Origin of the sequence: Synechococcus sp. PCC 7336 (assembly GCF_000332275.1) — a bacterium.
GTDB lineage: Bacteria > Cyanobacteriota > Cyanobacteriia > Thermostichales > PCC-7336 > PCC-7336.
This window is the reverse complement of sequence record NZ_CM001776.1, coordinates 1,181,464-1,207,995: the sequence shown is the minus strand read 5'-3', so window position 1 is coordinate 1,207,995 and position 26,532 is coordinate 1,181,464. Positions and strand designations below refer to the sequence as shown.

Here is a 26,532-nt window from a genome sequence, read left to right as displayed (position 1 = left end):
TTCTATTCGGATGACGTTAAGTTTGGCCTGTCGGTATTCCTTACGTAGAGCAGGTGGCGGATGGCAAACACAAGTATTAGCACCATCGCAATATTTTCGCCAAAGTCTTCTAATATGCCAAGAATTGTTCTGACGAGATTGGAAGGAAAGTAGACTTCACTGTATATGAAGTCAATGACGACGCCGCTAAAAACATAGATGGAAATGAGTTTGATAAGATTGAGGCTGAATTGTTTGTATCTTGTCACTTTTGTGTTGGCGTAACTGATTGCGATTGAAATGATGGGGACGAGCCCGAGTGCCAACATTGCGATAACTTCTCCGACGTGATCTACAGTGTTAAGCCATACTCCAATGAGATCGCCGAGATTTTCATGGATGGATAAACTATCATCTAGAAAAATGAGCCAAAACAAGAGAGAGAAAAATCCATAAATTCGGCTTTTATATTTGATTTCTAACCACAAAAAAATACTTGCAATGAGAAATAACTTGCCGTACTGGAACCATTCTGAATAACTGCGATCGACGCCGAGAGCCCAGCGGTTGCCGATCGGCAAAATCTCGTAAACGTGAACGATATGCAGGACAAGAAACAGACTATCGATCGCCAGAAGAACGACTAAAAAACGAGCCAGATGAGTAGGAATCTGTAGTGCGCTCGGCCAATGAATCCTGCGGCGGCGAGCGGAAGCGATCGCCGCTTTATTTTGGGACAGTAAATGAGGCATCGATTTTGATTTTCTCAAGGTTAAGGTATGTATAACAAATGCTTAACCGAGCTGCAATAGGGGCGCGGTCTTTGGTTCTTGGAAATAGGGACGATCGGTTAGTGCCGAGCTACCAGCGATCTGAGAGGCAGTGAATGGGGTGGCGATCGCCAGATGCAACGGGCCGAGGTTACGGCATACACTAGAAGTCCTTTGCAGGGACTCGCGATCGATGGCCACTCAGCTCAGTGTCAACCTCAATAAAGTCGCCCTGTTGCGCAACAGCCGCAATTTAGGCATTCCCAGCGTGTTGAAGGCGGCCCGGATGGCGTTGGAGGCGGGAGCTTATGGGGTGACGGTGCATCCTCGCCCGGACGAGCGACACATTCGCTATGCAGATGTGGATGAGTTGGATGTGTTGCTGGAGGCGGAGTATCCGACAGTGGAGTTCAATATTGAGGGCAATCCGTTTTTAGGGCGCTTTATGGAGGTGGTGACTCGGGTGCGGCCGACGCAGGCCACCTTGGTGCCGGACGATCCGAATGCGTTTACCTCAGATCGTGGTTGGGATATCGCAAAAGATGGCGATCGCCTCCGTCCGATCTTGAAGCAACTACAGGATTTGGGCATTCGCGTCAGTTTATTTATGGACCCCGATGTGGAGCAGATTCGACTGGCGGGCGAGCTAGGACCGGAGCGGATTGAACTGTATACGGAGCCCTATGCAACAGCTTTTCGGGATGGCAAAGTGGACGAGTCTTGGCCTGTTTATGCTGAGGCCGCAAAGCTGGCACGGGCAGTCGGTCTAGGCGTGAATGCCGGACACGATCTCAATTTGAACAATTTGGCTAAATTCTGTGAAATACCGGGAATTTTGGAGGTTTCCATTGGCCATGCGCTGACGGCAGATGCCTTGGAGATGGGGATGCCAGAGGCGGTTCGACATTATTTGGCGATTTTGGCAAAAGATTGAGGAGGTGAACTATGGCGATCGCAATAGCAAAACGTTATATGCCAGCGGAGTATTTGGCACTGGAGGAGAAAGCAGATTTTAGAAGCGAGTTTATTGAGGGACACATTATTGCTATGGCGGGAGCGACAGCCAATCATAATATTTTGGCGGGTAAGTTCTATGCTCGGCTATTGTTGGCGCTGGAAGATTTAGATTATTTGGTGTTTATGAGCGATATGCGGTTATGGTTGCCGCTGTATGAAAGCTATACTTACCCAGATGTGATGGTGGTGGCGGGAGAGCCAAAGTTCACAGATAATCAGCAAACAGCAATTACCAATCCTTGTTTAATTGTTGAGGTGTTGTCCAATTCAACAGGGGGTTATGACAAATCAGCTAAATTCCGGCTATATCGATCGATTCCTGAATTTGAAGAATATATTTTGATAGACCAGGATGCCCTTCGAGTCGAGCAGTTTACAAAGGTAGACGATCGCCAGTGGTTGTTAACTGAATTGATGGGAGAGAAGGCAGTTTTGGCGATACAGTCGATAGCGATTGAGATGAGTTTGAAGGATTTGTACAAGCGGGTGACATTTCAAGAAACAAGCGAGGATGCTAAGTAAGCGCTGGCTGCAAGGTAGCCTCCCTCTCATTGTTTTAGCCATGCTTCTAAAAGTGGAAAGATTTTTTGATTTGCCACAGGAAAGGCATAATTCTTAAGTTCTGAAGGCTGTACCCAGCGAACGTCGTCAACTTCTAGAGCTTCAATTTCGCCAGCAATATAGCGACAAATGTAAGCGTGTAGCGTGACTGAAAAATGAGTATAGCCATGTTCGACACTGCCCAAGTGGGCGATCGCCTCCACCTCTATCCCAACTTCCTCCTTCACTTCGCGAACAGCACAGTCAGCCGCTGTTTCTCCCGCTTCAATTTTTCCCCCCGGAAACTCCCACAACCCGCCCAACAGGCCCGACTCCGGTCGGCGATCGATCAGAATTTGGCCATCTTGCAACACAATCGCCACAGCGATTTGCTTGTGGGGGCGTTCGGGTTTTGGAGACTTCACGGGCAATTCGGATTGTCGGTTTGTTCGATAGGCGGCACAGCTATCTTGCCACGGACAGCGGGGACAATCTGGCTGGCGCGGGCGACACAGGGTCGCGCCCAAGTCTAGCAGTGCCTGGTTGTAGTCGCGCGGATGCTCGGGGTCGAGCAGCGCTTCAGACAGATCCCACAATTGGGGCAGAGCCTTAGCGGGGGGTTGGGGCAAGGCGATCGTACGGGCTAGCACCCGCTTGACATTCCCGTCCAAAATCGCTGTAGGGCGATCGAACGCAGCACTGAGAATGCCGCCAGCCGTAGTCCGGCCAATGCCGGGTAGAGCGATCGCGGCTCGGATATCGGTGGGAAATTGACCGTTGTGCTCGGCCATAACGATTTGAGCTGCTCGGTGGAAATTGCGCGCGCGGCTGTAATAGCCCAACCCTTCCCACTGCTTGAGTACGCGATCGCGAGGTGCCGCTGCCAAAGCGGCGATCGTGGGAAATGCCTCCAGCCAGCGCTGGTAGTAGGGCAACACCGTCTTCACCTGCGTTTGCTGCAGCATGATTTCAGAGACCCAAATCGCATAGGGATCGCGAGTCTCTCGCCAGGGGAGCGATCGCCCCTCGCGGGCATACCAGTCCAACAGCGATCGGCGCAGTTGCCGATAGAGCAGTGTTTCGGCCACAGGGAGTGTTTCGACCAAATTGAGAGACAAACCAGAACGCTTGCCATCATAAAGCTTGCGAGGCCTCGCGGGCTCTGAGATTCTGGCTGAATGGCCAGACATCGACCTTCATGCTGTCCGTGACAACTGGAGTGGGAGCAAAACCCCAATGACGAGCTAAACTTTAACAACACCCCAGGGGTGCGGCGAGGTTTTTTGCACAGGTGAGAGAAAAACTCAAGCTCCGGTTAGTTAGTGCGATCGTCGCGATTGTTGTCGCTCTATCGATGACGTTTTTGGGCGGCTGGTTTTTTACCGCCATGATGGCAGCGATTGTGTTGCTGGCTCAACTGGAGTTTTTCAAGCTCGTACGCGCGACTGGGGCAGCACCGGCAATGCGCACCACCCTGGTCGTGAGTCAAATTTTAGTTGTGATGCAGCAAGTGCGACCGGAATGGTCTGGACTGACCCTGACGGTCTCGGGCACGATTATTTGCTTTTATCTCCTGTTCAAACCGAAAGTTGCCACCATCAATGACATCGCCACCTCCATTCTGGGTTTGTTCTACTGTGCCTACTTGCCCAGTTTCTGGATCTTGGTGCGGGCTCATGTAGGTGGCTGGCAACTGGTGCTGTTGGCCTTTGGTTGTATTTGGGCGGCAGATATTGGTGCTTACTTTATGGGTAAGTGGCTGGGCAAAACGCAGCTCTCGATTATCAGCCCCAAAAAAACGGTGGAGGGATCGATTTCTGGGATTGCGGGCAGTATTGCGATCGCCGTTCTCGGAGCTAGTTTGCTAGAGTGGCATTCGTGGCCCTATTCAGGTATGGCGATTGGGTCGTTGATTGGCATTACCAGCTTGTTGGGGGATCTGACTGAATCGCTGATGAAACGAAATGCGGGGGTCAAAGACTCGGGAGACTTGATTCCGGGGCATGGAGGTATCCTCGATCGCGGCGATAGTTACGTGTTTACCGCTCCATTGGTGTTCTATTTCGTCGAACTCCTGAGACTGTAACCCGAGAGGTGCTTGCGTCTTTTGAATAAAATTTGCAGAATGTTAAGTGGCTAGATTGATAGAATTACGTTTTAAGGATGAGGTAAGTTGTCATGGTGTTCGCGGAGGTCAAGCCAAAAAGCTCAACCGACCGTAAGCCGATGCCCATGTACCGGGTGTTGTTGCACAATGACGATTACACCCCGATGGAGTATGTGATCGAGGTATTGGTGCAAACGATTCCGGCTATGCAGCCTCCCCAAGCCCGCGAGATTATGTTGGAAGCCCATACTAATGGTTCTGCAGTGGTGATCGTGGTGCCGAAGGAACATGCCGAGTTTTACAAAGAGCAATTGCAAAACCACGGCTTGATCAGCACGATCGAGCCAGATTGTTAAGGCTCGGATTCATTTGACGATTATTCGCTTGACGGTTGTTCGCTCTAAAGCGCTGTTGCAGCGATGCAGTGGGTGGGTGCGATCGCGTTCCGCATGGCTGCGCGTACTCATTTTTCTTCTGATCTTCCCCCTCGTTTGCTTGCCGGTGTGGGTAGCCAGTTGGCTGGGCTGGTTACCCGTCTTGGGAGATACCCTGACGATTGCCATCCTGTATCCGTTGTCGGTCCTCTACATCGGCGTCTGGGGCAAGTGGATACACGGGCGATCTCATCCCTATCGAGTTTTAGGTCTACAGCCTTCCTGGGTATTTTGCCGAGGGCTAGGGTTGGGGGGAGCAGTTGGTTTTGCGAGTGTTTTTCTCCCTTTCTGGATAGAAGGGTGGCTGGGTTGGCTGGAATGGCAGCCGGTGGAGCCCGGTCAATTGACGATCGCCTTTGCCAATGCGATCGCCACTGCTGCTGCTGTCGGTTTTGGCGAAGAGCTGCTCTTTCGCGGCTGGCTGTTGGAAGAATTGCGACTGGATTGGAACCGGTGGGTTGCGGGGGCGCTCGTGACAGGTATTTATGCGCTGGCTCACACTTGGGGGCCACAACTGCTCGGGCTCGTGCTGGTGGGGACGATTTTAGTGGAGGCGAAGTATCTGACGGGCAATCGCTTGGGCCTGGGAATTGGACTGCACGCCGGCTGGGTCTTCTCCATTGCTTGGGTCAATATCTCCGCTTGGGTTCGCTATCCAGAGGCTGTCCCCAACTTCGTCACAGGAATTGATGGCAATCCCCTCGCAGGCATTGTGGGGTTGAGCTCGCTGGCGATCGCTGGGTTGGCGCTGTTAGCGTTACCAAAACTGGCCAACGATCGCTTCGGAGCTCGATCGAGCTAACTTCGCGTGAAGTCACATGTTTTTCTTGGCCTTGTCTACTTGTTGGAGTAGTTGAGCAAAGTGTTCTGAGTCTTGGAGATCTGCCAGCGTACCGCTCGCTAGTGTCGGCGCATCCGCCAGTCTATCCATATAAGCCTGAAAAGCCCGTTCGTCACTGCGATGCCGGAGCAAGTAAGTCCGCAGTTCCTTCCGGCTCATGCTCTGAAAGTCAGTTTCCTTCATAGGAATCTCCAGTTGCCATTGGGGTTAATCAAGATCTCGGTTTCCTCGCCTGCCAGAATATAAACCTGCAGGGAGTGCCGATCGAAGCTGACTAAATGAATTGGGAGATAGTATCTCGTCAACTGTTGAGACAGTTCTAGACAAATCATCGCTTGGGCAGTTGTGGGAATGGTATTTTTCTCCTCTCGATTGCCAACTTCTTCATAGATTGAGTCAAACTGGCTTCGTTGCAACTCCCTTATAAGAGTAGCCCACAAACTTGGGCATCCCGTCGGCATAGAAGGACTCCAGTTGCGTCAGTTTCAAGCCAGCGGCTTCGACGATTTCAGGGATATTGCGGTTGAGGTGGCAGCCGTCGGCGATCGCCTTTTGCAGCCCATTCAAACGATTTTGCCAAACCTCTACAGGGCGATCGGGACTCAGCCCGTGCTCGATAAACAACAATTCTCCCCCCGGCTTCAACACCCGCCGCACTTCCTGAAGGGCCTGCGAGACATTCGCAATACTGCACAGCGTCCAAGTGCTGACCGCAGTATCGAAACTCGCATCCGCCATCGGCAACGACTCCCCATTGAGGGTGGCGCGCTCCACCGGAATCTTCGCTTGCTTCAATCGACGGCGGGCGATCGCCATCGTGCCCGGATTGGCATCAATCGCCGTCAATTGCTCCACTGAGGCTGGATAGTAGGGCAAATTCAATCCCGTCCCAAACCCAATTTCCAACACCTGCCCCTTAGCGCGGGAAAGGACATCCCGACGGTGCTCCGTCAAGATGTCCGCCGACATGGTCAAATCCAGTAAACGAGGAAAAATAACTCGCGAATAGAGTCCCATTCAGTCCAGTGGAATGCAGCTACCTCTAGGCTAGCGAATCATTCTCTCGGGATGCTACGAGGCTTCGATCTGAAAACTGGCCTTGGCCCCAGCAGACCACCGTACGCTCCACAAATCACCCCCCGTCCGGCCCGTCCGAGAAGCTTCACGCATGTGAAAATCGCGCGCCGAACCATAAATACCCATGTAATCGAGGCAATCCGATAGCGTCCCGACAATCGATCGATCGCCCCAAAGTGCTGTCCACAGAGGCAGATCTCCCGAGAAGGCGGCTAAATGGGTCGCCGTTGCACGACGATTTTCAACAGACACCCTTGTTCCTGCACTGGTGCCGCCATTCATCCCCTTAACTTGCAAAGCTTCGCGGACTGCGAGAAGAGAGCCTACCATTTCACGTTCCTCAGAGGAGTAAACAACAAAAACATTGCTGGCGATCGCGTTCTAACGAGCACAGCTCAACTAGCTCTAGATGAATGCGCCCCCTATCATCTAGCTCGAAGCTAAAAATCTTGAGTTTCGATGCGAATGAATCGAAATGCTAGCCTTGAAACCATTTTTGACTTTCAGAGGCTAAGTCATCGAAGTATTAAATCCTAGAATAGCTTTTCGGTTCTATGACAACTGCGATCTCCGATACAAAACACCCATTTAGATTCACAACATAACAAAAAGGATTTGCTATCGAAGAAGAGCTGACATAACTCATTCTCTTGACCTATGTGCCAAACACATTGTGAAGGCGATCGCTGGGAAAAGCGACGAAGTTAATATTTTCTTCCAATTTGCGGGGATCGCCACAATCCAGTTGAAATAGGCGATCCCCGTCTTCTGAGTATCAATACTTAGCGCCATCTGCGCGCTCGTGCTAGATTGTTGATGAACAAACATGTTCGACCTTGAAGCAGTTATTGTGTTTTGTAACGAGCACCAGAAGGCTCGAGATCGACCCAAAAGCGATCGTTCGATGGCTTAAGAAAACATCAAATAAGCCATTTCGACAATAGCGAATCTCAGTGAAAACGTTCTGTTGTTTTCCGCTGTTTCGGTGAAATAACGTAGGTGTTGTTTGAAGATTAGTAAAGAGAGGCGATCTGGAGTTGAAATCGATCGCTGCATATCTCCCTTTGGTCTAAGGGAACTGTTCCCCCCGCATCGATCGATCTAGCAGTTGGATGGGGTGAAAGACTGGCACAGATTGCCCCTGCTGCTGGAGGTGCTTTTGAATTTGCAACGCACAGCCGGGATTGGGAGAGGCGATCGCGTCTGCTCCGGTGGCGAGTAAAGTTTCGACTTTCATGCGACCCAATTCATCTGCAGTATCCGGTTGCAGAATGTTGTAGACACCAGCACTGCCGCAGCAGAGGGCCGCGTCAGCGGGATTGCGCACCGTGACGCCAGGAATTTGGCGCAGCAGTTGGCGAGGTTGAGCGCTGATGCCTTGACCGTGTAACAGGTGGCAGGCATCTTGATAGACCAAGGTGAGGGGTTTGTCTTGTAGGGGGTGAAGTTTGCTCGCCAGCCCCACTTCCGCTAAAAATTCGTGTACGTCCTTCACTTTGCTAGAGAACTCTTCCCCCCGGCGGACGTAATCAGGATCGTCCCGCAGAATACGGCCATATTCTTTGAGGGTGTGACCGCACCCGGCTGCATTGATGACGATCGCATCCAACTCCAGATCGGCGAAGCTATCGATCGTCTGGCGAGCTAGGGCTCGGGCCTGTGCCTCTTCCCCTTGATGATAGGGCAGGGCGGCGCAGCAACCCTGAGACTTCGGTACGACCACTTCGCAACCATTGGCAGTCAGCACTCGGGCAGTGGCATGGTTGACATCGGCGAATAACACCCGCTGTACGCAACCGAGCACCAGACCCACTCGAAACCGCTTTTGCCCTCGCGCGGGCAGAACCTCGGGGAAATCGTCGCGAAACGCATTGGCAGGGATGGCGGGCAGGATACATTCCATGCTGGCCAATTGTGGCGATAGGCGTTTCAGTAAGCCCGAGTTGCGCACGAGCGCCCTCAATCCCAGGTTTTGAGCCAGTTTCAGTGGACGCAACAGCAGTCGCAGGCGATCGGGATAGGGAAACAGCTTAAAAGTAAGGTCGCGCAACAGTTTGTCTGGCAGGGAGCGAGGGTGGTGGCGAGTCACTTGGGCGCGCATGTCTGCCAGCAGCTCGTCGTAGCGCACCCCCGACGGACAGGTGCTCACACAGGCCAAACAGCCCAAGCAAGAATCGAAGTGCTTGACCACATCGGGGGTAAGTTCGATTTCTCCTCTATTGAGGGCATCCATCAAGTAGATGCGACCGCGCGGAGAATCCATTTCGGTTCCCAAGACGCGATAGCTGGGACAGGTGGCCAAGCAAAAGCCACAGTGAACGCAGGAGTTAATGACGCTCGGATCGGGGGGATGGAGATCGTCAAAGCCTCGGGAGGAGGAAGAAGCCGAAGGATTTTGCGTCTGCATGGGAATATCGGAAAATTTTAGTCGCGCTGGAACAGGCGGTTGGGGCTGAGCAAGGCGTGGGGGTCGAAGCGATGGGCGATCGCCTGCATGAGGGCAAGGCTGCCCTCAGCATAGCCCCAGATATCGAGCTGTTGTTCGAACGATCGCGGCGCTTGCAGGATGCTGAGATAGCCGCCGTTGGCTTGGCAAAAAGAGCGCAGGTCTCGCAGAGTGTCGGGGGCGATCGCCTCGCGATCGAGATGTAGCCAACCGATACCGCTACTGGCGTGAATGCGGGCACGGGCAGCCGCCAGCGATTCTAGGCGGGCCACGAGCTCTCCCGCTCGGCTCGGCAAAATGCCGAACTTGCAGGCAATCAAAGTGCCTAACTCATCTGGGGAAGCGGGCACATCTAGGTGCAGAGCTTGGCGGACAGTGGCCCACAGGTGGGTTTCATCGGCGTCAGAGGCAAGCTCGGAGGATAACTTCAGGGCTCGTGCCCAATTCAGCACCTGTTCTATTTGGGCGTCAATGCTGCTGGGAATGCTCTGAAACTGCACCAACAAGCCCGTGGCTGAGGGATGTCCTAAGGCTTTGACAATCGAGGCAGAGAGGAGATCGATCGCCGTTGGAGTCAGGCTGGAGCAGCGCAGTTGTCGCGCTAAGGCCGCGATCGCCGCTGTCGAACCCACGAGTAAGAGCGATCGCGACTGTTCCGGCTGTGGATAGACTCGCAGCGTTAGCTGTGCCGAGATGCCGAGAGTGCCGTAAGAGCCCGCCAGCAATTTCATCAAATCGTAGCCTGCGACGTTCTTGACCACCCGACCGCCCGCTTTGACCACCTGGCCGTCATGGCGTACGAAGGTCACCCCCAACAGCATGTCCCGCACGCTGCCATATCGCTGTCTGAGAGAGCCTGTATCTGCAGTCGCGATCGCACCGCCCAAGGTGGCGATGTCGGCATAGGCTGGATCGAGCCCCAGTTGCTGCTGGTGAGGGGATAAGAGGGCTCGCAGGTTTGAAAGGGTCGTGCCCGCTTCGGCAGTGAGGGTGAGATCCCCAACAGCATGTTCGACGATGCGATTGAGGTGCGCCGTAGAGATGGCAATTGTGGCTTTGGCCGAGCCCCCCCAACTCAATTTGCTACCGCTGCCAAATGGGAGCATGGCAAAGCGATCGCGATGGGCGAGTGTTACGAGTTCTGACAATGCTTGGATTGTGGAGGGATAAGCGACTGCAATAACTCCCTCTGCAGTCGCAGCAGCCAGATTTGCCCGTAGGCCGATATCCAATGCCTCCCACCGCCGGACACGATCGGTACCGACGACGCGCTCCAGTTGAGTGGCGATCGCCTCCGCCGCAGTCAATCCAAAACTCCTTTGCCTCAAATACTGCTTCAAATTGCTTTCAGCATCCCTGCAAATGGCAACCGAGTCCAGTTCCTGCAGCGGCAATGTTGGAGATCGGGGTTGCAGGAGAAACCAGCGTGATATAGTGAGGTTCTGCGCAATTTGAGACGATCCATGCACGCCCAGGAAATCATCCGCTCCATCGAAGCCGAGCAGACCAAAGATAATTTGCCCACCATCTATGTGGGCGACACCGTTAAAGTGGGCGTTCGCATTCGCGAAGGGGGCAAAGAGCGGGTGCAGCCCTACGAAGGTACTGTGATTGCCATGCGCAATGGCGGCATTAATGAAACCATTACGGTGCGCAAAATTTTTCAGGGGGTGGGTGTGGAGCGAGTCTTTCTCATCCATTCCCCTCGTATCGAATCTGTCAAGGTGCTGCGTCGCGGCAAGGTGCGTCGAGCCAAGTTGTACTACCTGCGCGATCGCATCGGTAAAGCCACCCGCATCAAGCAGCGCTTCGATCGCAAACCTGAATAATTGGAATCGAGCTAAAGATTCAGATAAAAAGATTCAGATCAAGATTCCATGAAAATGATGTGAATCAGTTCTCATCATTATGTATCGTCATAGGATGGTCCTCATTGAATTTGCCGACGGCTTGTGTGAATTCCGAACACTGCCTTAGAGCAGCCGAATCCACTAACCAATAGGAGAGGTGTTTGTGAGTATTTTTCGCGCTATTCGCCCCATTGCGACGAGCGGCCTAGCGGCTGCGATCGCCATTGGCTCCGCTACATTTTTTGCTTCTGTGGAGCCCGCTCGGGCTGATATCTTGGAGCGCTTGCAAATGCTCGAAGCTGCCGGTACCTCGCGCAATGGCATTCAGGCGGCAGACTTCAATTTGGCCGTGCTGGATAGCCTGATTGAATCGATGATGGAAATGGCTGAGGTTTCCCTGTTGGGCACAACTTCTGAAGATCCCGAAATTGCTGCCATGTCTGAAGCCATGCTGTCCATGGTAGAAGAGGAGCTCGAACACCTCCAAGAAATGCGTCAAACTCGGTTCCAAGAGCGGATTGAATCTTTGCGTAATGTGACTAATTAGCCGACAGAATTCGGGCGGACTGGGCCTAACATCGTCTTATCTGTCTATTTGCGTTCAGATAAACTAGCGAGCGGCAGCCCGTATGGGCTGTCGCTTTCTGTTTTTCATTTCAACTCACGAGGCTTCAGCTACCAGCGTGAATGCGGTAATTTCGGGGCGACAGAACAATCTTGCGGGCAGAGCGATCGTGCCCAAGCCCACATTGGTATAGAGCTGCATGTCTCCCAAGCGATACATTCCTTCAGGATATTTCACTGCCAAATAGGGCAATTTCAGTGGCGGTAAGAAGGGCAAGCGAATTTGACCGCCGTGGGAATGGCCCGATAGTTGCAGGTCAAACCGATCGGCGGCGGCACTGGTATCGGCAAAGTCGGGCTCGTGGACGAGCAAGATAGATGCACCTGTGGGGGGCAAGAGACTGAGGACGCGGTCGAGATCGTCGGCTTGTTGCCATACATCGTCGACGCCGGCAAGATTGAGCAGCGCTCCATTGCGATTGAGGGTATAGACGCGGTTATTGAGTTCCAATACACCAGCATTGCTCAACACTGTTCGCACGCTTTGGGGGTCGAACCAGTGGTCGTGGTTGCCCAGCACCGCCACCACCCGATCGCGCGCTTGCAGCCGCTGCAGTTCCAACTGGAGTGCGCTTGCGTCGACAGAGGGGGTGCGGGAGAAAAAATCGCCGGTAATCGCCACTAGATCGGGGTCCAGTTGGTTGACGCGATCGATAAAGCGATGCAAGCGGCGGATAGGCATGCCCCCTTTGCGATCGCGACCCAGATGAATATCGCTGATGTGAACGATGCGATAGCCCTGAAATTCGGTGTCGAGATGGGGCAATTGGACGGAGATGTGGTTCACTTTAGCCCAGTTGGGCTCGATCTCGATCGCGTAGGCAGCTACCGCGATCGCCAAGAGCAGCAAGGCGATCGCCACCCGGCGCACTCGTTTGTACAATCCCACCATCAGCCCAGATTCTGCCAGTGCTTGCCGAGACCATTGTGGCTGTTCGAGGGCGATCGCTGCTTGGGATTGACGATCTGCAGTTGTCGATTGCTCGCTGCCAATTGTTCAACCTGAGTTCGATAGCTCTGGCCCTCACCCCCGGCCCCTCTCCCCGGGGAGAGGGGAGAGGGGCCGCGATTCCTTGTTGGGCTTTGTTTCAAGCGTATTGTCAAACTTTGCTTCGACTTGAGCGGGGAGAGGGGCCGCGATTCCTTGTTAGGCTTTGTTTTCCTGCCCCTGCAGTTACGGCTGATGCCATGCTTTGCGAGGGAAGTAGAGGATGGGGATAGATACTTGTCGAACTAACGTTGTTAACGATTTATCGCTTCTTAAGGCTCTAGTGCTACTCTGACTCTCGGAACCTGTCTGCGGCGGGTTCTGTGTAGCATTTTGGTCTTCCCATGCCCCCACGGCAGCCCCAACCGTCCCGCCATTCCTCTCGTCGTGCTGTTCCCCCTCGTGCATCGGGGTATCGACATCCTGCGGCTAGCCCCCGACCGCGCCGCTTTCTGCTGCTATTGATTGTTCTGATTGGGTTGATGGCAGGGGCTGCCATTGCCTGGTGGGGGGCGAGCTGGGGGGTGGGCCGTCTGGGCGATCGCCCCGCTATCGTGGAGTCTGAATCTGCCGATTCGACAGCGATTGTAGACAGCGAAGGCGGTCCCGTGGCGGCGATCTCCGATCCCGCCGACACTACCACCCTCAGCCCTCTACCGGTGGCCAATCCCGCCGACCCCTATGCTCTCCACCCTTGGGCCAAGCAGTCTTACGTGCCCGCGATCATGTACCACGATGTTGTGGTCGGGACAAAGCAAGTGTGGTTCGACCATACGCTTGCCGATCTGCGGCGAGATTTTGAGGCCATTCGAGCTGCCGGAGCCACCCCCATCAGTATCGATGCGCTGTACGATCACCTGCGCAACGGCACAAATCTACCCGAAAAACCGATTCTGCTGACCTTTGACGATGCCTATTTGGGTCAGTACGAAAATGCCTACCCCCTCCTGCAGGAATTTAACTATCCCGCCGCCTTCTACATCCAAACGGGATTTGTCGGAGTTCCCACCAGTAAAGATCACTTTACCTGGGACCAAATGCGGGAAATGGAGGCGAGTGGCTTGGTGACGATGGCAGCTCACACCATCAATCACCCTGAAGATCTGCGGTTATTGGACGACGAGAAACTGCATCGAGAAGTGTTTGAATCGAAGCGGGTTTTGGAGGAGCAACTCGGCCATCCCGTCTTGCAGTTCGCTTACCCTTCAGGCAACCGCGACGAGCGGGTCATGCAAGTGGTGAAAGATGCCGGGTTCGCGATGGCGATCACAATGGATTCTGGCTATGTCGGCCAGTCTCCGAATCTGCTCGAAGTCCGCCGCTTCAACCAGTTCCGACTCACCGAGGCACTGATTGGCACGCGGACGGTGCCTCGGGGGGAGTTACACACTTACGACCTAGATGTAACCGCTCCAGTCACACTGTCGGAAGAGACCGTCGATAACGTGCATTTGTTCGCGATGCGGGGGGGGCGAGCGGCTACAGTGCATGCAGATGCCCGCTACAACGTGGGGACATTGATCGATCGCTATCACGCTACTGCTGGCATTAACGGCAGTTTCTTTTCGCTGCCCTGGATTTATGCCTCCAGCAACGTCATGGTGGGGCCGGTGATGGCCGCCAACAATCATGCTTTCGTTCCCGGTCGCGATCGCGATAATCGGGCGATTCGAGGGCGTCCGCTGGTGTTGTTCGGGCGCGATCGTCTAGCCTTCGTGCCTTTCCATCCCGATGTCATGAATACCCAGGCAGACATCGAGCAGTTGATGCCGGATGTCACCGATTTGTTTGTGGCGGGGTTGTGGTTGGTGAAGGATGGCGAGGCACTGTCTCTGTCGGAGCTGGAATCGTTCAATCTATCGAGTGCGGCTGAGGCTCGTCCGCGCGTGTTCTTTGGTGTGGATGAAGACAATCAAATCATTGTGGGCGTTACCGATACCCACATCTACAGCCTCAAACTGGCGCAAATTTTGCCAAAGCTTGGCGTACGAGAAGCTGTGTTGCTGGACTCGGGATTTAGCAGTTCGTTGGTTTACGAAGGGGAGGTGCTGGCGACGGGACACGCCACTGCCGAACAGCCCAGTCGTCCGGTTCCTCATGCCATTATGCTGTACGACCTTTACAAGCTGCAGTTAAACCCACCCGATCGCGATCCCCTCACCCGCTTAGTCAAAGCTGTACCGGAAGAGTCTCAGTTTGCAACCCAACAGGTCTTGCAGTCGATCTTGGCAGGGAGGAACACTTTGGAAAAAGGCGATCGCGGCGCGGCAGTGTATGCCCTGCAGCGGGGATTGGAGATGGTGGCGATCGCGCAGGGGGAGCCCAATCCGCTACCTTCGGGGGCAGATGGAGTGTATGGCAATGAGGTGGTGGCGGCGATCGAGCCCTATTTGCCTGCAGCGCCCTCTAGAGTTTGGCTGGCTTCCACTGAGGGGGAGACCTTTGAGGGGGAGACCTTGGCTGCCGAACCGTTGCGAGGAACGTCGATTGATGGCAGGGCGCTGCGATCGGTGCTGAATGCGGTCGGGGAGCTACCCTCGCCAGTATTGGTGGATACAGATCTGCCGGGACGACGCGAGAGGAGTAGAGATCTCTCGCGCAATCCTTAGCGTTACATTGGCGATTGTTAGTGTCACTCAGAGTCTGCTTCTTCAGTTGTAAATCTGGCGCTCGCGGCTGCTTCTGTCAGTTCAAAGGTGGGGGAGTCGGGGCGGGAGAGATCGATGCGATCGATGTCTTCGGGAGTGCAATCGCACTCGCTATAGAGGTTGCGCATCCGATCGAGCACTCGCAACTGCTCTGCGAGGCGCAGGGCAAAGGCGGAACTGCCTCGCTCGCCCTCAGGCAAGCTGCCGAAGGTGGGACCAAAATGGACGGTGCCCAATTCCGTTGACATGATGAGGTTTTCAGGCGATCGCCAGTCCACTTCGGCAATGTCCACCGGACTGCGACGCACCACATAGAGCAACTCCGCCCAATCGGTTTCTGAATGGGCTTTCACCCCCAATACCCGCAATGTCGGCCAATCCTGCGGCAGCCGTCCCCCCGGCAAATACGATCGCGCCACCCAGTGTCCCTCGGTATCGATGAACCCTGGTGTCCCTTCAAAGTCACTTTGGGCGGCTGGCTGCCGTTCTGATACCCAAGCCCGAATGCGAGGCGGCAGCAATTGGCGACGGACGCGGACCGCTCGCAAGAGTGGATGTTGCAGTAGGGCAGTTTCCAGCAAACTGGGCTCGATTTGCCAGATATAGAGAGGCCATGCCTGGGGCAAGGTCGCGCGCAGATCGCCATCGGCGAGCAATTCGTTCCCCTCAATTTCAACCCGTTCGGCAGTGCGAATTTGCCAATTGGGCAGTTGCGTCGCATAGATGGCTCCCCCCAATAAGCTCGCTGTCAGGGCAAACCGCCACAGCCGCGCGACCCGCCGCTGCCGTTGCTGCTGTCGCAACCGCTGGCGGCGCTCTCGATAGCGAGATCGTTTGTTCGACTCTGCATCAGCCATGATATCTGTGGGTTCAGCCGCGATCGGGCGATCGCCTCAGCCAAACCGAATGATGATTCCTAACACTGCAACTGGGCAATTTAGCGAGAAATTGCCATCAATCTAAGCAATTCTACACTTCGAGCTGGAATTGAGCAGGGACGCAGCCTCGAGAGCACTCGCTTGCTAAAGGGCTCGGACTGGCAAGACTCAGGAAAAAATCAATTAAAGTGAAGATACGTAAACTCGCCTTAGCTCCCCACAGGTTCTATGGACATTCAAAAGATTCTCTACGTCCGCCTTCCTTGCAACCCCATCTTCCCCATTGGAGCGGTTTACCTCGCCGACCACATCCACAAACAATTTCCCGCGATCGATCAGCGCATCTTCGATATGGGTACCTTCCCGCCGCTCGATTTCCGCACCAAACTCTTTGAAAAAATTGACGAGTTCCAGCCGGACCTATTGGTCTATTCTTGGCGGGATCTGCAGGTGTATGCACCTGTGAACGGGCGGGCTGGCAATCCCCTACAAAATGCCTTCGAGTTTTACTACGCTAAAAACCCGATCAAAAAAATCCGCAGCGCTTTCGGCAGTCTCAAACTGGTGACAGCTTACTACGGCGAGCTGTGGCGGAATCAAAGTTTGGTCGAGCAGGGGACCGAGCGGGCTCGCCACTACAATCCCGCAGCGAAAGCCGTTCTGGGGGGGGGAGCGGTGAGTGTTTTCTACGAGCAACTGAAGACCTCCCTCCCCACAGGCACGATCGTTTCGGTGGGCGAAGGGGAACCCCTGCTAGAAAAGGTCATTCGCAGCGAGAGCCTTGATAGCGAACGCTGTTACGTTGTGGGTGAAGCCGATCCCCGTCCCGGTTTAGTTCACGAGCCGCCGCGCGATATCGAGAAAACCGCCTGTAATTATGACTATATCGAAAGCATTTGGCCTGAATTTTCCTATTATTTCGAGGGGGGTGACTTTTATATCGGGGTGCAGACGAAGCGCGGCTGTCCCCATAACTGCTGCTATTGCATCTACACGGTGATTGAAGGCAAAAAAGTTCGCATCAACCCTGCAGATGAAGTGGTGCGAGAGATGCTGCAGCTCTACCGGCGGGGGGTGCGCAATTTCTGGTTTACCGATGCCCAATTCATTCCTGCCCGTCGATATATTGCCGATGCGGTGGAACTGTTGCAGAAAATTCTCGCTGCAGGTATGACCGATATTCATTGGGCTGCCTACATTCGTGCCGACAACCTCACCCCCGAACTGGCAGATTTGATGGTGAAGACGGGGATGAACTATTTCGAGATCGGCATCACGAGTGGGTCTCAGGAGTTGGTGCGCAAGATGCGCATGGGCTACAACCTGCGCACGGTGTTGGAAAGTTGTCGCTATCTCAGAGATGCGGGCTTTGACGATCTGGTGTCTGTCAACTATTCCTTCAATGTGATTGACGAGCGGGAGGAGACCATCCGCCAAACGATTCGCTACCATCGCGAACTGGAAAGCATCTTTGGCCGGCACAATGTCGAACCGGCAATTTTCTTTATTGGCCTGCAGCCCCACACGCATCTGGAGAGTTATGCCATCAAACAGGGAATTTTAAACGAGGGTTACGACCCCATGAGCATGATGCCTTGGACTGCCCGCAAATTGTTGTGGAACCCCGAGCCGATGGGCAGTTTCTTTGGGGAGGTGTGTTTGCAAGCTTGGGATCGCAATCCCGATGATTTTGGCCGCGAAGTGATGGCTATTTTGGAGCAGCGGTTGGGGGTTGCGGAGTTGGAGGAGGCGATTTCTGCACCATTGGCTGGCACGTTTGTTTCTTGAAGTTCGCAGGGATTCAAACTCTTCTGCAACCTGTGAGTTCGATGGCTCTGTCGAACTGACGTTCTGCAGATTTACACCAGCGGCAAGCGAGCAGTGAATGAATGACCGGGAAAAATTTCGGATAGCTGAGTGCGATCGAGCTGAAATTGAGCCGCCAAGACCGAGGCGATCGCGTCCCGAATATCCGTTGTCACCGCCAGATCCCGACCCTGATATAACTGCGACTCCCCCAACCCCGGCCAAGTCCCAAATACGTGTCCGCCATTGAAGCCACCCCCCAAGACCCACAACAATCCTGCCGTACCGTGATCCGTACCGCGATTGCCATTTTCTGCCGCCGTCCGCCCGAACTCCGACATCACCACGATCGCTGTTGTTGCCAAGGCCGAGCCCAGCCCCTCTCGCAACGCCGCTAGCCCCCGCCCCAAATTCTCTAACTGATCTGCCAAGCGCCCCGCGCGACCGCCTTGGCTGACGTGGGTATCCCAGCCCCCCACTGACAAAAACGCCACCTGCGTGCCCACCTCCGCTGCTAGCAGTTGCCCCAACTGATGGCCGCGATCGGCAAAGGTCCGGCTCGACGGCGCGCCCCTCCCCGACTCCACCATCTCCCGCTGCAAGGCATCGGTCAGCAGTGCCTGGGCTTCCCGCCCCTCTCGGTAAGCCTGCCCCAAGGTATCGGCCCCCTGGTAGAGCTGAGAGAATGCATCGGCGAGTTCCACCTGGCGTCGATTGGGCGCATCGGTGGCTGTCCTGAGGGGAAAATTACTGACCGATTGCCGCCCGCGCATAATCAACGGCGTTGGACCGCCAAAGTTCACCCCCTGCACTACAGAACCGTCACTCAGTTGCCCCAACAACCGATTCATCCAACCATCGGCGATCGCCTTACTATCGGGGCTGCCCACTTCGAGATCGTCTTGGGCTTTGAAATGCGATCGCGAGGCCGGTCGCAGACCGCAGGCAGGTACGAAACTGAGTTGTCCCTGCTGCCAGAGCGGGAGCAAATCGGCGAGGGCGGGATGGAGGCCAAATCCTTCGGTTAGAGCGATCGCGCCATCCGTTTGGCTGTTGGTGCGACGGGGTGGTGCGATCGCGATCGTGGGACGCAAGCTGTAATAGGCCGGGTCGCCGTAGGGGACGAGAACATTGAGAGAATCCGCTCCCCCTCGCAGGAACACGACCAACAAGCTGCGGCTGCTAGCGGCGCGGGCGGGCTGTCGCAGCCACCAGCCCGACAGCCCCAACGTTGCTAAACTACTGGCGGCAAAGGTGGCACTGCGGCCTAGAAAAGAACGGCGTTTCACGGGAACATCCTCCTGCAAGGCTCCTGTCGAGCCAACTTAGCGATACATCATCTCGGGACTGCCCAGCATCAAGGTGGGCTGCAGTTCTGGGGGGTTGCTGGCGATAGTGGCGGCAGTGTCAGCGGCAAGCTGGGGCAAGACAGTTCTGGCGATCGCCGAGGCGGGATCGTAACCGTAGCGGGATTGGGGGCGACTGAGATTGGCGGCGAAGTGGGTACGGGCCAACAGGGCATCGGAGCTGAGCCAGTCGCTTTCGAGGTTGGAGTAGCCGGTGGGGATGCGGCAGCCATAGAGGGGCATATTCATGCGATTGAGAGCTTGGTTGACTCCTGCACCGTTGTTCGTGCGGGGAAACGGATTGCCGCTGTTAGCCCCAACCGCTCGCAGGGAGGAAATAACGAATTGGTAGGGGGGTTTAAACTTGCGACCCCGGTATTCTGCCGCCCAAAATTCCGGGCTATCCAGCAGGGTTTCGACGACGGCTCGCAGATCGCCATCTGTAGCGAGGAAATGCTGGGAGAGGGCATCCACTAGGCGAGTAGGAGGGTCGTCGGCGACGAAATATTGGGCCAGCTTGTAGCTAATGTGGCGGGCGGTGGCGGGATGGCGAGCCAACAGGTCTAGGGCCAGTTCACCCTCTTCCATGCCTCCACCCGCGATCGCGGTTCCCAAGAACACTTTATCGCTGCTGTCGTGGCGGCTGTAGTCAAACTCAAAGCCAAAGGCTGCCCAGCGATCGTCAGCCGCAACGGCCGAGGTGGAATGTTGCCGTTCTGACTGTTGTTGCCCCAGAAAGTTAGAAACCGCCTGTTGTGCTACCGATCCTCTCCGTCGCAAACTGTTAGGAGTTCCGACCACTCCCCAGCCCGTTAAAATCTGAGCCAGTGTTTCTACATCTTCTTGCTGGTAGCCACCCTCTATTCCCAAGGTGTGGAGTTCCATCAGTTCGCGGGCGTAGTTCTCGTTGATGCCGCTGAAGCGATTGCTGGCACCGAAGCTGTTAGGAGCGGTGTTTTGCCAGTTGTCTAAATAGAACAGCATGGCGGGATGGTGGGCGGTGGCTCCGAGCATGTCTCGAAAGCGGCCCAGCACGTGGGGACGGATGGCATCGCCTTCGTAGGACATCAGCCAGTATTTCTCCCGAAACTGACCGCCGGTGCCGCAACAGAAGACATTGAAGTGGTTGAACCAAAAATCGACGAGGACAGCTTCCAGTTGACGGGGGCTGGCGATGGAGTGCAGCAGTCGTACGCGACGGGCTCGATCGAGTGTCGAGCCAGGGGGGCGCAGGGATTTTGCTGTCGACCTGGTTGGCATGTCTGAAGTCTCGGCGTCAGAGCCGGGTCGCACGGCATTGACGGTGGGAATGCTGGCGGCTGCCAGTCGTTCGCTGAGGGCTGGCGGTAGGGCGATCGCTTCGGGGTGCAGTTGCTCTTGCAGGTAGGCAGAGATTCCCATCGCTTTGACTCGCTCTAAGTCTCCTGGCGCGAGGCCAAAGCTGGTGCGGCCCAGTAGATGAATGAGATTGGCATCGGTGGCAGCAATATTACTGGCGATCGCGCTGGCAGGGGCACTCGTGGCTGGATGCCAGCTCAGCAGGGTGGCGCAAGCCAGCAGAAAACCGATGAGAAAACCGAGCGATCGCCTGCGGTGGCGACCCTCCAGTCTGGGGCGTCCGAACGGATTTAATCCTTGCCTGCGGATGTGTTGCCGGTGAATGCGATCGAGCCAACCTTTCATGTCAGTAGTCTCTTTCCGATTGGGACACCGATCTCTTACGCAGCCCACAGCCCACTGTGACGCAACAATGCTTCAGTTTTGGGCTCGCGACCTCTAAAAGCTTCGAACACCTCGAGCGGATGCTGGCCGCCCCCCAGAGCGAGGACTGTATCGCGGAAGCGGCGACCCGTCTCGGCGATCGCCCGATCGTCATCTAAGCCCGCCTCTTCAAACGCCGAAAAGGCATCGGCACTGAGCACCTCCGCCCATTTGTAGCTGTAATAGCCTGCTGCGTATCCCCCGGCGAAGATATGGCTGAAGGAACACAAAAAGGCATCTTCGGGCAAAGGGGGCAGGATGGTGGCAACTTTGGCAATGCGATCGCGCACGTCCGCGACGGTTTCGTCCCCCTTGGGGTTGTAACGATGGTGCAGTTCCAGATCCACCATGCTGAAATTGAGCTGGCGCAGCATTTGGGAGCCACTGCGATAGGTGCGAGCCGCCAAGAGCTTGTCGTAATAGTGTTCTGGCAGGGTTTCCCCCGTTTCGTAATGCTTGGCCATGCCGAAGAGAGTCTGGCGGTGATAGCACCAGTTCTCCATAAACTGGCTGGGTAACTCCACCGCATCCCATTCCACATTGTTGATGCCCGCCGCAGCGGGATAGTCAACGGTGGTGAGCATGTGCTGCAAGCCGTGACCGAACTCGTGGAACAGGGTGAGAACTTCCATGAAGGTCATCAGGCTGGGCTTATCGTCCACGGGTGGGGTCTGATTGCAGGTGAGATAGGCCACCGGCAGCCGAGTCGCAGATTTGCCATCCACCACGAGCTTGGCTCGATTGATGCATTCTCCCATCCAGGCACCGCCTCGCTTTTCGGCTGGGCGACTGTAGGGGTCGAGGTAGAAGTGGGCGATCGCCTCTCCCGCTCGGGAGATTTCAAAGTAGCGCACGTCGGGATGCCAGACAGGGGCAGTGCCGTCAGCAGCAGTAATGGAAATATCGAAGATGCGTTCGCATAACTGGAACAATCCGTTCAACACTTGCGGCAGTGGGAAATAGGGGCGCAGTTCTTCAGCGTTGAAGGCAAACTTATCCTCCCGCAGCCGTTCTGCCCAAAAACTAATGTCCCACTGCACGAGCGCCTCTGCTTCTGGAGCCCCTTTAGAGGCCGCGAAGGCTTTGAGGTCGGCCAAATCCTGCACGGCGGCATCGTAGCTGGCGACACGCAATTCCTCCAGCAGCTCGCCCACAGCTTCGACGGAAGGTGCCATTTTGCTGGCGAGGCTGAGCTCGGCGTAGCTGTTAAAGCCCAGCAGTTGAGCCTGTTCGCGGCGCAGTTCCAGAATGCGATCGATGAGGGCGCTGTTGTCTAGCTCGCCACTGGAGGCGCGGGTGATATAGGCTTTGTAGACGGTTTCGCGCAGATCGCGGCGGGTGCTGTATTTGAGGAATGGGCCGAAGCTGGGAAAGTCGAGGGTGATGCGCCAGGGGCCGGTCTCGGGGGAAGCATTTTCTTCACCTGCTGCGCGGGCGGCTTGGGCGGCGAGGCTGAGTAGGCTGGGGGGCAAGCCACCCACCTCCTCTGGGGTGGCGAGGGTGAGACTGAAGGCTTTGGTGGCGTCGAGGACGTGGTTGGAAAAGTCGGTGGAGAGTTTGGCCAGCTCCATTTGAATATCGTTGAAGCGCTGTTGTGGTTCCCCTTCGAGGCCCACACCGGCCAGCTCCGCTTGCAGGATGGAGGCTTCCACAATGCGATGTTGAGCGTTGTCAAGAGTGGTCCAGGTGTCGCTGTCGCGCAGGGCTTTGAACGCGAGATAGAGGGGCTTGCTTTGACCGAGGCGAGTATAGAACTGAACCACTTGGGGTTGAACGGTTTCAAAGGCTGCCCGCAGTTCGGGGCTGTTTTTCACCCCCATGAGGTGACCGACAATGCCCCAACTCCAGTTGAGGCGATCGCTGAGGCGATCGAGGGGTTCCACCAGCCCTGCCCAGGTGGGCTCTACGGCTTGCTCCAGTTCTGCCAGCTCCGCCTGCAGTTGTTCGAGCAGTTGGCTGATGCCGGGGACGACGTGCTCGGGCTGAATGCGATCGAAGGGGGGCAGTCCTCGACCGATGAGGAGAGGATTGTCGGTGCGGGTGGGAGTGGCAACCATAGATTCAACCGGGGTTTGCGAACAGTGTTTCGATGCTCGATCGTTAACATACGCAGAGATTGGGACGCCTCCTGCACGATCGGGGCGCGATCTTACGCAGTTGCCAGACCCAATAGCGAGTCAGACTGTATCGAGGAACTGGCCGTGTCGGGGGCAAAATCATTGCCGAAGGCAACGTATTCGTGAAGCCCCGCCAGTGCCCCCGAGAAACCTGCGTTATAGTCGAGCGCCACTTCATTTTGAACGAAATTCGAGCGCACGTCGCTATAGTTGCCATTCACATCTGGTCCCCCCACGAGTCCGCCATTAATGTCGTAGAGATTGGGACTGGGATCGTTCACATCTGTGGTGCCCGAGGCTGCCCGATGGTGAACGTTCGTGGGATCGTTCTCGCCAAAGCCCACCACAAAGCTCTGGTTGTCGGGGTTGACCCCCAGCACGTAGTCGATTTGATCGCTGGCAAACTCGACCAAATCCCCCACTCGATTGGCCTGGATATCGAGATCGTCCAAAGTACTGGCATGGACAGTGGCTAGAAATGCAGCATTGGCCGCGTAACGATTGGAGCCGAAACCATCCAGCCAAGCGAGGCCCGCATTCGTCGCAGTACCGGGCGTGCGAGGCAAGTCAAAGATCCATTGATTGAGATAGCTGTCAATTCCCTGCCGGTATCGATCGCTGCCCGTAATTTGATAGAGCAATTGTGCTGTGCCTGCAGTTTTGTTATCCCAGGCAAAGTAGAGGCTGGGGGGTTGGTAGTATCCCTCGGCCTTGGCGAGGTAGCTGCTGTCGCCCGTTGCCTCGTACAGCCATGTCGCGCCCCAAGCCAGCTCGTCTCGATAGCCGCTAAAAGAGTTGTAAAACTGAGCTGCATCGGGAATGGAGTCAGAATATCTGCCTAAGTAGGTTTCGGCAAACTCGTAAACGGCGATCGCCGTTTCCAGCAGGCGATCGGCATAGGCAATATTTCCTGCTTGGCGAAAGGCGATGGACGAGGCCGCCAGAGAAGCTGCCATCTCCCCTGCTAAGTCCGAACCGGGATTTTGGCGATCGATGACGTAGGTGGGTCGTTCGGTTGTGAGGGTTTCGGGTGCTCCCCAGTAAGCGTGATCGATATTGCCATCCCCCACTTGGCCCGCAATCCAGGCTACGTCTCCCTGCCCGTCGAGGACGACAGTGCGCAGCAGATAGTCTGTCGACCAAGCTAAGTGGTCGAGCAGCTCGTCGTTCGCGCCAGATTGGCTGTAGCCAGCTTCAAATTCGAGAGCGCCCCAAGCCAGCACTGTGGTGGTAAAGGCTGCCGGAAAGTGGAACTTGACGTGGTCGCCCGCATCGTACCAACCGCCACTCAGGTCGAGCCCCACATCCGAGCCATCGTCGAGAGCAGAATCGCCGCGCCAGGCGATCGGGTTATCGTCGGGCAAATCACCCGATCGCTGAGCGTAATAGAAACTCATGGACAGACCTAAAGCCGTCGAGTAGTCTGTCGCACCGAAAGGAGTGTCGAGTGCGCCGTAGTCCGTACCACTCGCAGCGATAGTGCTGTCGCTAACTCCCACGTCATAGGAAATGGGCTCGACGGGAGCCCCCTCAGCGGTAAAGCCAAAGGTTGCCGGATCGCCTGGGGCAATGCTGTCGTTCCAGTCCGGGGCATTGCCGACGACGTAGGTATAGATTCCGTTCGCAACCGTTTCGCTGAGGATTTCAGCACTCCAGATTTTGGTGATTCGCGAGGTTGTCGTGAAGGTCAATTCCCACTGTTCGACGGGTTCAGAGCCAGTATTGCTGAGGCTAATCTTGGCGTTATATCCGCTGTTCCATGCTTGGGTCGCGGCGAAACCGAGCTCGATCGCATCGGTCGAATCGATCGCAAGGTTGGTATCGGTGGGAAGGCTGGGCTGTCCGTTCGCTTTAAAGCGAAAGTTAATCTGTCCGTTGGCGGCTAGCGTGGTTTCATCTCCCAGGCCCTGCACCACGTAAACGTACTCGCCTCCCTCTTGGGTGACGCTGACAATTTCCGCCCCATTCCAAATATTGACCAGCTCGTAAGGGGCACGAAAACTAAATGACCAATCGGTATAGTCAATACTGTCTAAGTTGGCAACCGTTAGTTCTGCGGTGAAAGTGTTTTTCCAGTCACCAATAATTGTCAATTTGGCATCGATATTTGCCATGGGTTAAATCCCCCTTAAATAGGAGATAGGTGAAGCATGCAAAATTACGAGTCGTGCAATAGAAAGGCCAACGATCGACCTCAACATCGCAAGACATCATATACTTCAACAAGTTATCTTCTGAGGTAGTATTTGTCCTCTGAGAAACCACTTAAGGGGCACATAATTTAACAAACCTTAAAGTGAGGGCGATCGCCCTCAATAACATTGAAGTGTCTGTATCGGACTTTATGTATCGAACTTTTTGTCTAGATCGAGCCGACTGACGATCGCATTTTCGACGTCATAAATGAGTCTTTCCCCCGCCTATTTCCCCGACACAAAAAGTGCTGTACTCGACAATTACGCGGATACAGCACTTGAGGGAGGTTGAGGCAATCGCTTATCGCTTGAAAGCCAGAGGTAGACCTCAGGCGGAAGGAGCTAGCTCTTCTTCCTCTTCTTCTACCGAGCGGGAGGAGGATGCAAACACTTCAGGCTCCAGATCGAGCTCGGAGTCTAGACCGAGTTCGGGCTCGCTCATGACAGCGGGACTGGCATCGCGATATTCGCTAATTTTGGCTTTGGTAGCACTGGCGAGCTGTTTGACCTTTTGGTCCAGCCCTTTGTCGTAGTAAAATTCGTTCGCTCGTTGGCCGAGAACAAATGCTCTGGCTCCTATCGTTTGCAGGGCCCGCGCAGCTTGGACACTGAGTTGAGCCCCGGCATAGATGGCGTAGGCGACAAAATCGATTGCACCTGCCACATAGGCGGTGGCGTTGTCCACCGCTTCGGAATACTGCTGGTTTGTGCGGTAATCTAGCACCGTACGGTGATTGCTGAGAATAATATTGTTTTGAGATTGCTGCTCTTCAGTCATGACACACCTTTGACAACACGCCTGTCGGAATTGTTGTGCCCATCATGCCAGTAGGATTGGAAATGGGCAATCGTCTAAAGGAGTCAATGGGCGATCGCCACTACAGGTGGACACTTTAACCATTCCACGCTAGCAAATCTCAGCTCGAACGTAACGGGTAGCAGAGGCGATCGCCGCAGATTTTTAGAGTTCCTTCACAAGCGCGATATCTTCAGAAATTGTATCTCTGTCTGTATAATCCCAATCGAATCAGGCTTGAGCTTCCAGCGTTGTCTCAGGATGCAGATTTGGGTGAAGTCAATCCATTATCGGAGGTCATGCCTGACTTAA

Annotated in this window: 23 protein-coding genes; 9 read left to right on the top strand and 14 right to left on the bottom strand. The window is 55.1% G+C overall.

Annotated features, from left to right (window positions below; translation table 11 throughout):
* Nucleotides 1-2 precede the first annotated feature (2 nt).
* A complete protein-coding gene (locus tag SYN7336_RS05855) occupies nt 3-731 on the bottom strand; it encodes a hypothetical protein (RefSeq protein ID WP_017324997.1) in 729 nt (242 codons plus the stop codon).
* A 211-nt stretch (nt 732-942) separates the two neighbouring features.
* On the opposite strand from SYN7336_RS05855, the gene SYN7336_RS05850 reads away from it, so the two are divergent.
* Nucleotides 943-1,683, top strand: a complete 741-nt coding sequence (locus SYN7336_RS05850; protein WP_017324996.1) for a pyridoxine 5'-phosphate synthase — start codon at nt 943-945, stop codon at nt 1,681-1,683.
* An 11-nt stretch (nt 1,684-1,694) separates the two neighbouring features.
* The gene (locus SYN7336_RS05845) at nt 1,695-2,288 is read left to right on the top strand and encodes a Uma2 family endonuclease (RefSeq protein ID WP_026100738.1); all 594 of its coding nucleotides are present in this window, start codon (nt 1,695-1,697) and stop codon (nt 2,286-2,288) included.
* A gap of 26 nt (nt 2,289-2,314) precedes the next feature.
* Here the strand turns inward: SYN7336_RS05845 and mutY are convergent, their stop codons facing one another.
* Nucleotides 2,315-3,394, bottom strand: a complete 1,080-nt coding sequence (mutY, locus tag SYN7336_RS05840; RefSeq protein WP_026100737.1) for an A/G-specific adenine glycosylase — start codon at nt 3,392-3,394, stop codon at nt 2,315-2,317.
* Between the two features lie 203 nt (nt 3,395-3,597).
* Between mutY and SYN7336_RS05835 the strand changes: the two genes are divergently transcribed.
* The 3 genes from SYN7336_RS05835 (at nt 3,598) to SYN7336_RS24635 (ending at nt 5,649) form a co-directional block, all read left to right on the top strand.
* A complete protein-coding gene (locus SYN7336_RS05835; RefSeq protein ID WP_038025756.1) occupies nt 3,598-4,392 on the top strand; it encodes a phosphatidate cytidylyltransferase in 795 nt (264 codons plus the stop codon).
* A 92-nt stretch (nt 4,393-4,484) separates the two neighbouring features.
* On the top strand, nt 4,485-4,769 hold the full coding sequence (gene clpS / locus SYN7336_RS05830; RefSeq protein ID WP_026100735.1) for an ATP-dependent Clp protease adapter ClpS: 285 nt from the start codon (nt 4,485-4,487) through the stop codon (nt 4,767-4,769).
* A 13-nt stretch (nt 4,770-4,782) separates the two neighbouring features.
* Nucleotides 4,783-5,649, top strand: a complete 867-nt coding sequence (locus tag SYN7336_RS24635) for a CPBP family intramembrane glutamic endopeptidase (protein ID WP_017324991.1) — start codon at nt 4,783-4,785, stop codon at nt 5,647-5,649.
* Between the two features lie 12 nt (nt 5,650-5,661).
* On the opposite strand, the gene SYN7336_RS05820 is transcribed toward SYN7336_RS24635, so the two are convergent.
* The 5 genes from SYN7336_RS05820 to SYN7336_RS05785 form a co-directional block, all read right to left on the bottom strand.
* Complete coding sequence (locus tag SYN7336_RS05820) at nt 5,662-5,871, bottom strand: hypothetical protein (RefSeq protein ID WP_017324990.1); 210 nt, start codon at nt 5,869-5,871, stop codon at nt 5,662-5,664.
* A 213-nt stretch (nt 5,872-6,084) separates the two neighbouring features.
* Nucleotides 6,085-6,657: a class I SAM-dependent methyltransferase gene (locus tag SYN7336_RS05810; protein WP_227498606.1), complete on the bottom strand. Its 573-nt coding sequence runs from the start codon at nt 6,655-6,657 to the stop codon at nt 6,085-6,087.
* Nucleotides 6,658-6,759: 102 nt separating this feature from the next.
* Nucleotides 6,760-7,095 carry a hypothetical protein gene (locus tag SYN7336_RS05805; RefSeq protein WP_156820044.1) on the bottom strand — a complete coding sequence of 112 codons (336 nt, stop codon included), beginning with the start codon at nt 7,093-7,095 and terminating at the stop codon, nt 6,760-6,762.
* 739 nt (nt 7,096-7,834) lie between these two features.
* Nucleotides 7,835-9,172: a (Fe-S)-binding protein gene (locus SYN7336_RS05790; RefSeq protein ID WP_017324985.1), complete on the bottom strand. Its 1,338-nt coding sequence runs from the start codon at nt 9,170-9,172 to the stop codon at nt 7,835-7,837.
* 17 nt (nt 9,173-9,189) lie between these two features.
* Nucleotides 9,190-10,518: an FAD-binding oxidoreductase gene (locus SYN7336_RS05785; RefSeq protein ID WP_026100734.1), complete on the bottom strand. Its 1,329-nt coding sequence runs from the start codon at nt 10,516-10,518 to the stop codon at nt 9,190-9,192.
* Nucleotides 10,519-10,674: 156 nt separating this feature from the next.
* Here SYN7336_RS05785 and rplS point away from each other — a divergent pair, with 156 nt between their 5' ends.
* Both rplS and SYN7336_RS05775 read left to right on the top strand, forming a co-directional pair.
* Entirely contained in the window at nt 10,675-11,040 is a 366-nt protein-coding gene (gene rplS, locus SYN7336_RS05780) for a 50S ribosomal protein L19 (protein ID WP_017324983.1), read from the top strand.
* 184 nt (nt 11,041-11,224) lie between these two features.
* Nucleotides 11,225-11,608, top strand: a complete 384-nt coding sequence (locus SYN7336_RS05775) for a hypothetical protein (protein ID WP_156820043.1) — start codon at nt 11,225-11,227, stop codon at nt 11,606-11,608.
* A gap of 114 nt (nt 11,609-11,722) precedes the next feature.
* On the opposite strand, the gene SYN7336_RS05770 is transcribed toward SYN7336_RS05775, so the two are convergent.
* A complete protein-coding gene (locus tag SYN7336_RS05770; protein ID WP_017324981.1) occupies nt 11,723-12,577 on the bottom strand; it encodes a metallophosphoesterase in 855 nt (284 codons plus the stop codon).
* Nucleotides 12,578-13,017: 440 nt separating this feature from the next.
* On the opposite strand from SYN7336_RS05770, the gene SYN7336_RS05760 reads away from it, so the two are divergent.
* Nucleotides 13,018-15,282: a polysaccharide deacetylase family protein gene (locus SYN7336_RS05760; RefSeq protein ID WP_227498605.1), complete on the top strand. Its 2,265-nt coding sequence runs from the start codon at nt 13,018-13,020 to the stop codon at nt 15,280-15,282.
* 23 nt (nt 15,283-15,305) lie between these two features.
* Here the strand turns inward: SYN7336_RS05760 and SYN7336_RS05755 are convergent, their stop codons facing one another.
* Nucleotides 15,306-16,178, bottom strand: a complete 873-nt coding sequence (locus SYN7336_RS05755) for a cell division protein FtsQ/DivIB (RefSeq protein WP_017324978.1) — start codon at nt 16,176-16,178, stop codon at nt 15,306-15,308.
* A 249-nt stretch (nt 16,179-16,427) separates the two neighbouring features.
* Here SYN7336_RS05755 and SYN7336_RS05750 point away from each other — a divergent pair, with 249 nt between their 5' ends.
* Nucleotides 16,428-17,987, top strand: coding sequence for a photosystem II high light acclimation radical SAM protein (locus SYN7336_RS05750; protein ID WP_017324977.1), 1,560 nt, complete (start codon nt 16,428-16,430; stop codon nt 17,985-17,987).
* A gap of 71 nt (nt 17,988-18,058) precedes the next feature.
* On the opposite strand, the gene SYN7336_RS05745 is transcribed toward SYN7336_RS05750, so the two are convergent.
* From SYN7336_RS05745 to SYN7336_RS05725, 5 genes are all read right to left on the bottom strand, one after another.
* On the bottom strand, nt 18,059-19,294 hold the full coding sequence (locus SYN7336_RS05745; protein ID WP_026100732.1) for a DUF1501 domain-containing protein: 1,236 nt from the start codon (nt 19,292-19,294) through the stop codon (nt 18,059-18,061).
* 36 nt (nt 19,295-19,330) lie between these two features.
* Nucleotides 19,331-21,034, bottom strand: coding sequence for a DUF1800 domain-containing protein (locus tag SYN7336_RS05740; RefSeq protein WP_017324975.1), 1,704 nt, complete (start codon nt 21,032-21,034; stop codon nt 19,331-19,333).
* Between the two features lie 35 nt (nt 21,035-21,069).
* Nucleotides 21,070-23,169, bottom strand: a complete 2,100-nt coding sequence (locus SYN7336_RS05735) for a M3 family metallopeptidase (protein WP_017324974.1) — start codon at nt 23,167-23,169, stop codon at nt 21,070-21,072.
* 92 nt (nt 23,170-23,261) lie between these two features.
* Nucleotides 23,262-25,343: a glycoside hydrolase family 9 protein gene (locus SYN7336_RS05730; protein ID WP_017324973.1), complete on the bottom strand. Its 2,082-nt coding sequence runs from the start codon at nt 25,341-25,343 to the stop codon at nt 23,262-23,264.
* Between the two features lie 409 nt (nt 25,344-25,752).
* A complete protein-coding gene (locus tag SYN7336_RS05725) occupies nt 25,753-26,202 on the bottom strand; it encodes a hypothetical protein (protein WP_017324972.1) in 450 nt (149 codons plus the stop codon).
* Between the last annotated feature and the right edge of the window lie 330 nt (nt 26,203-26,532).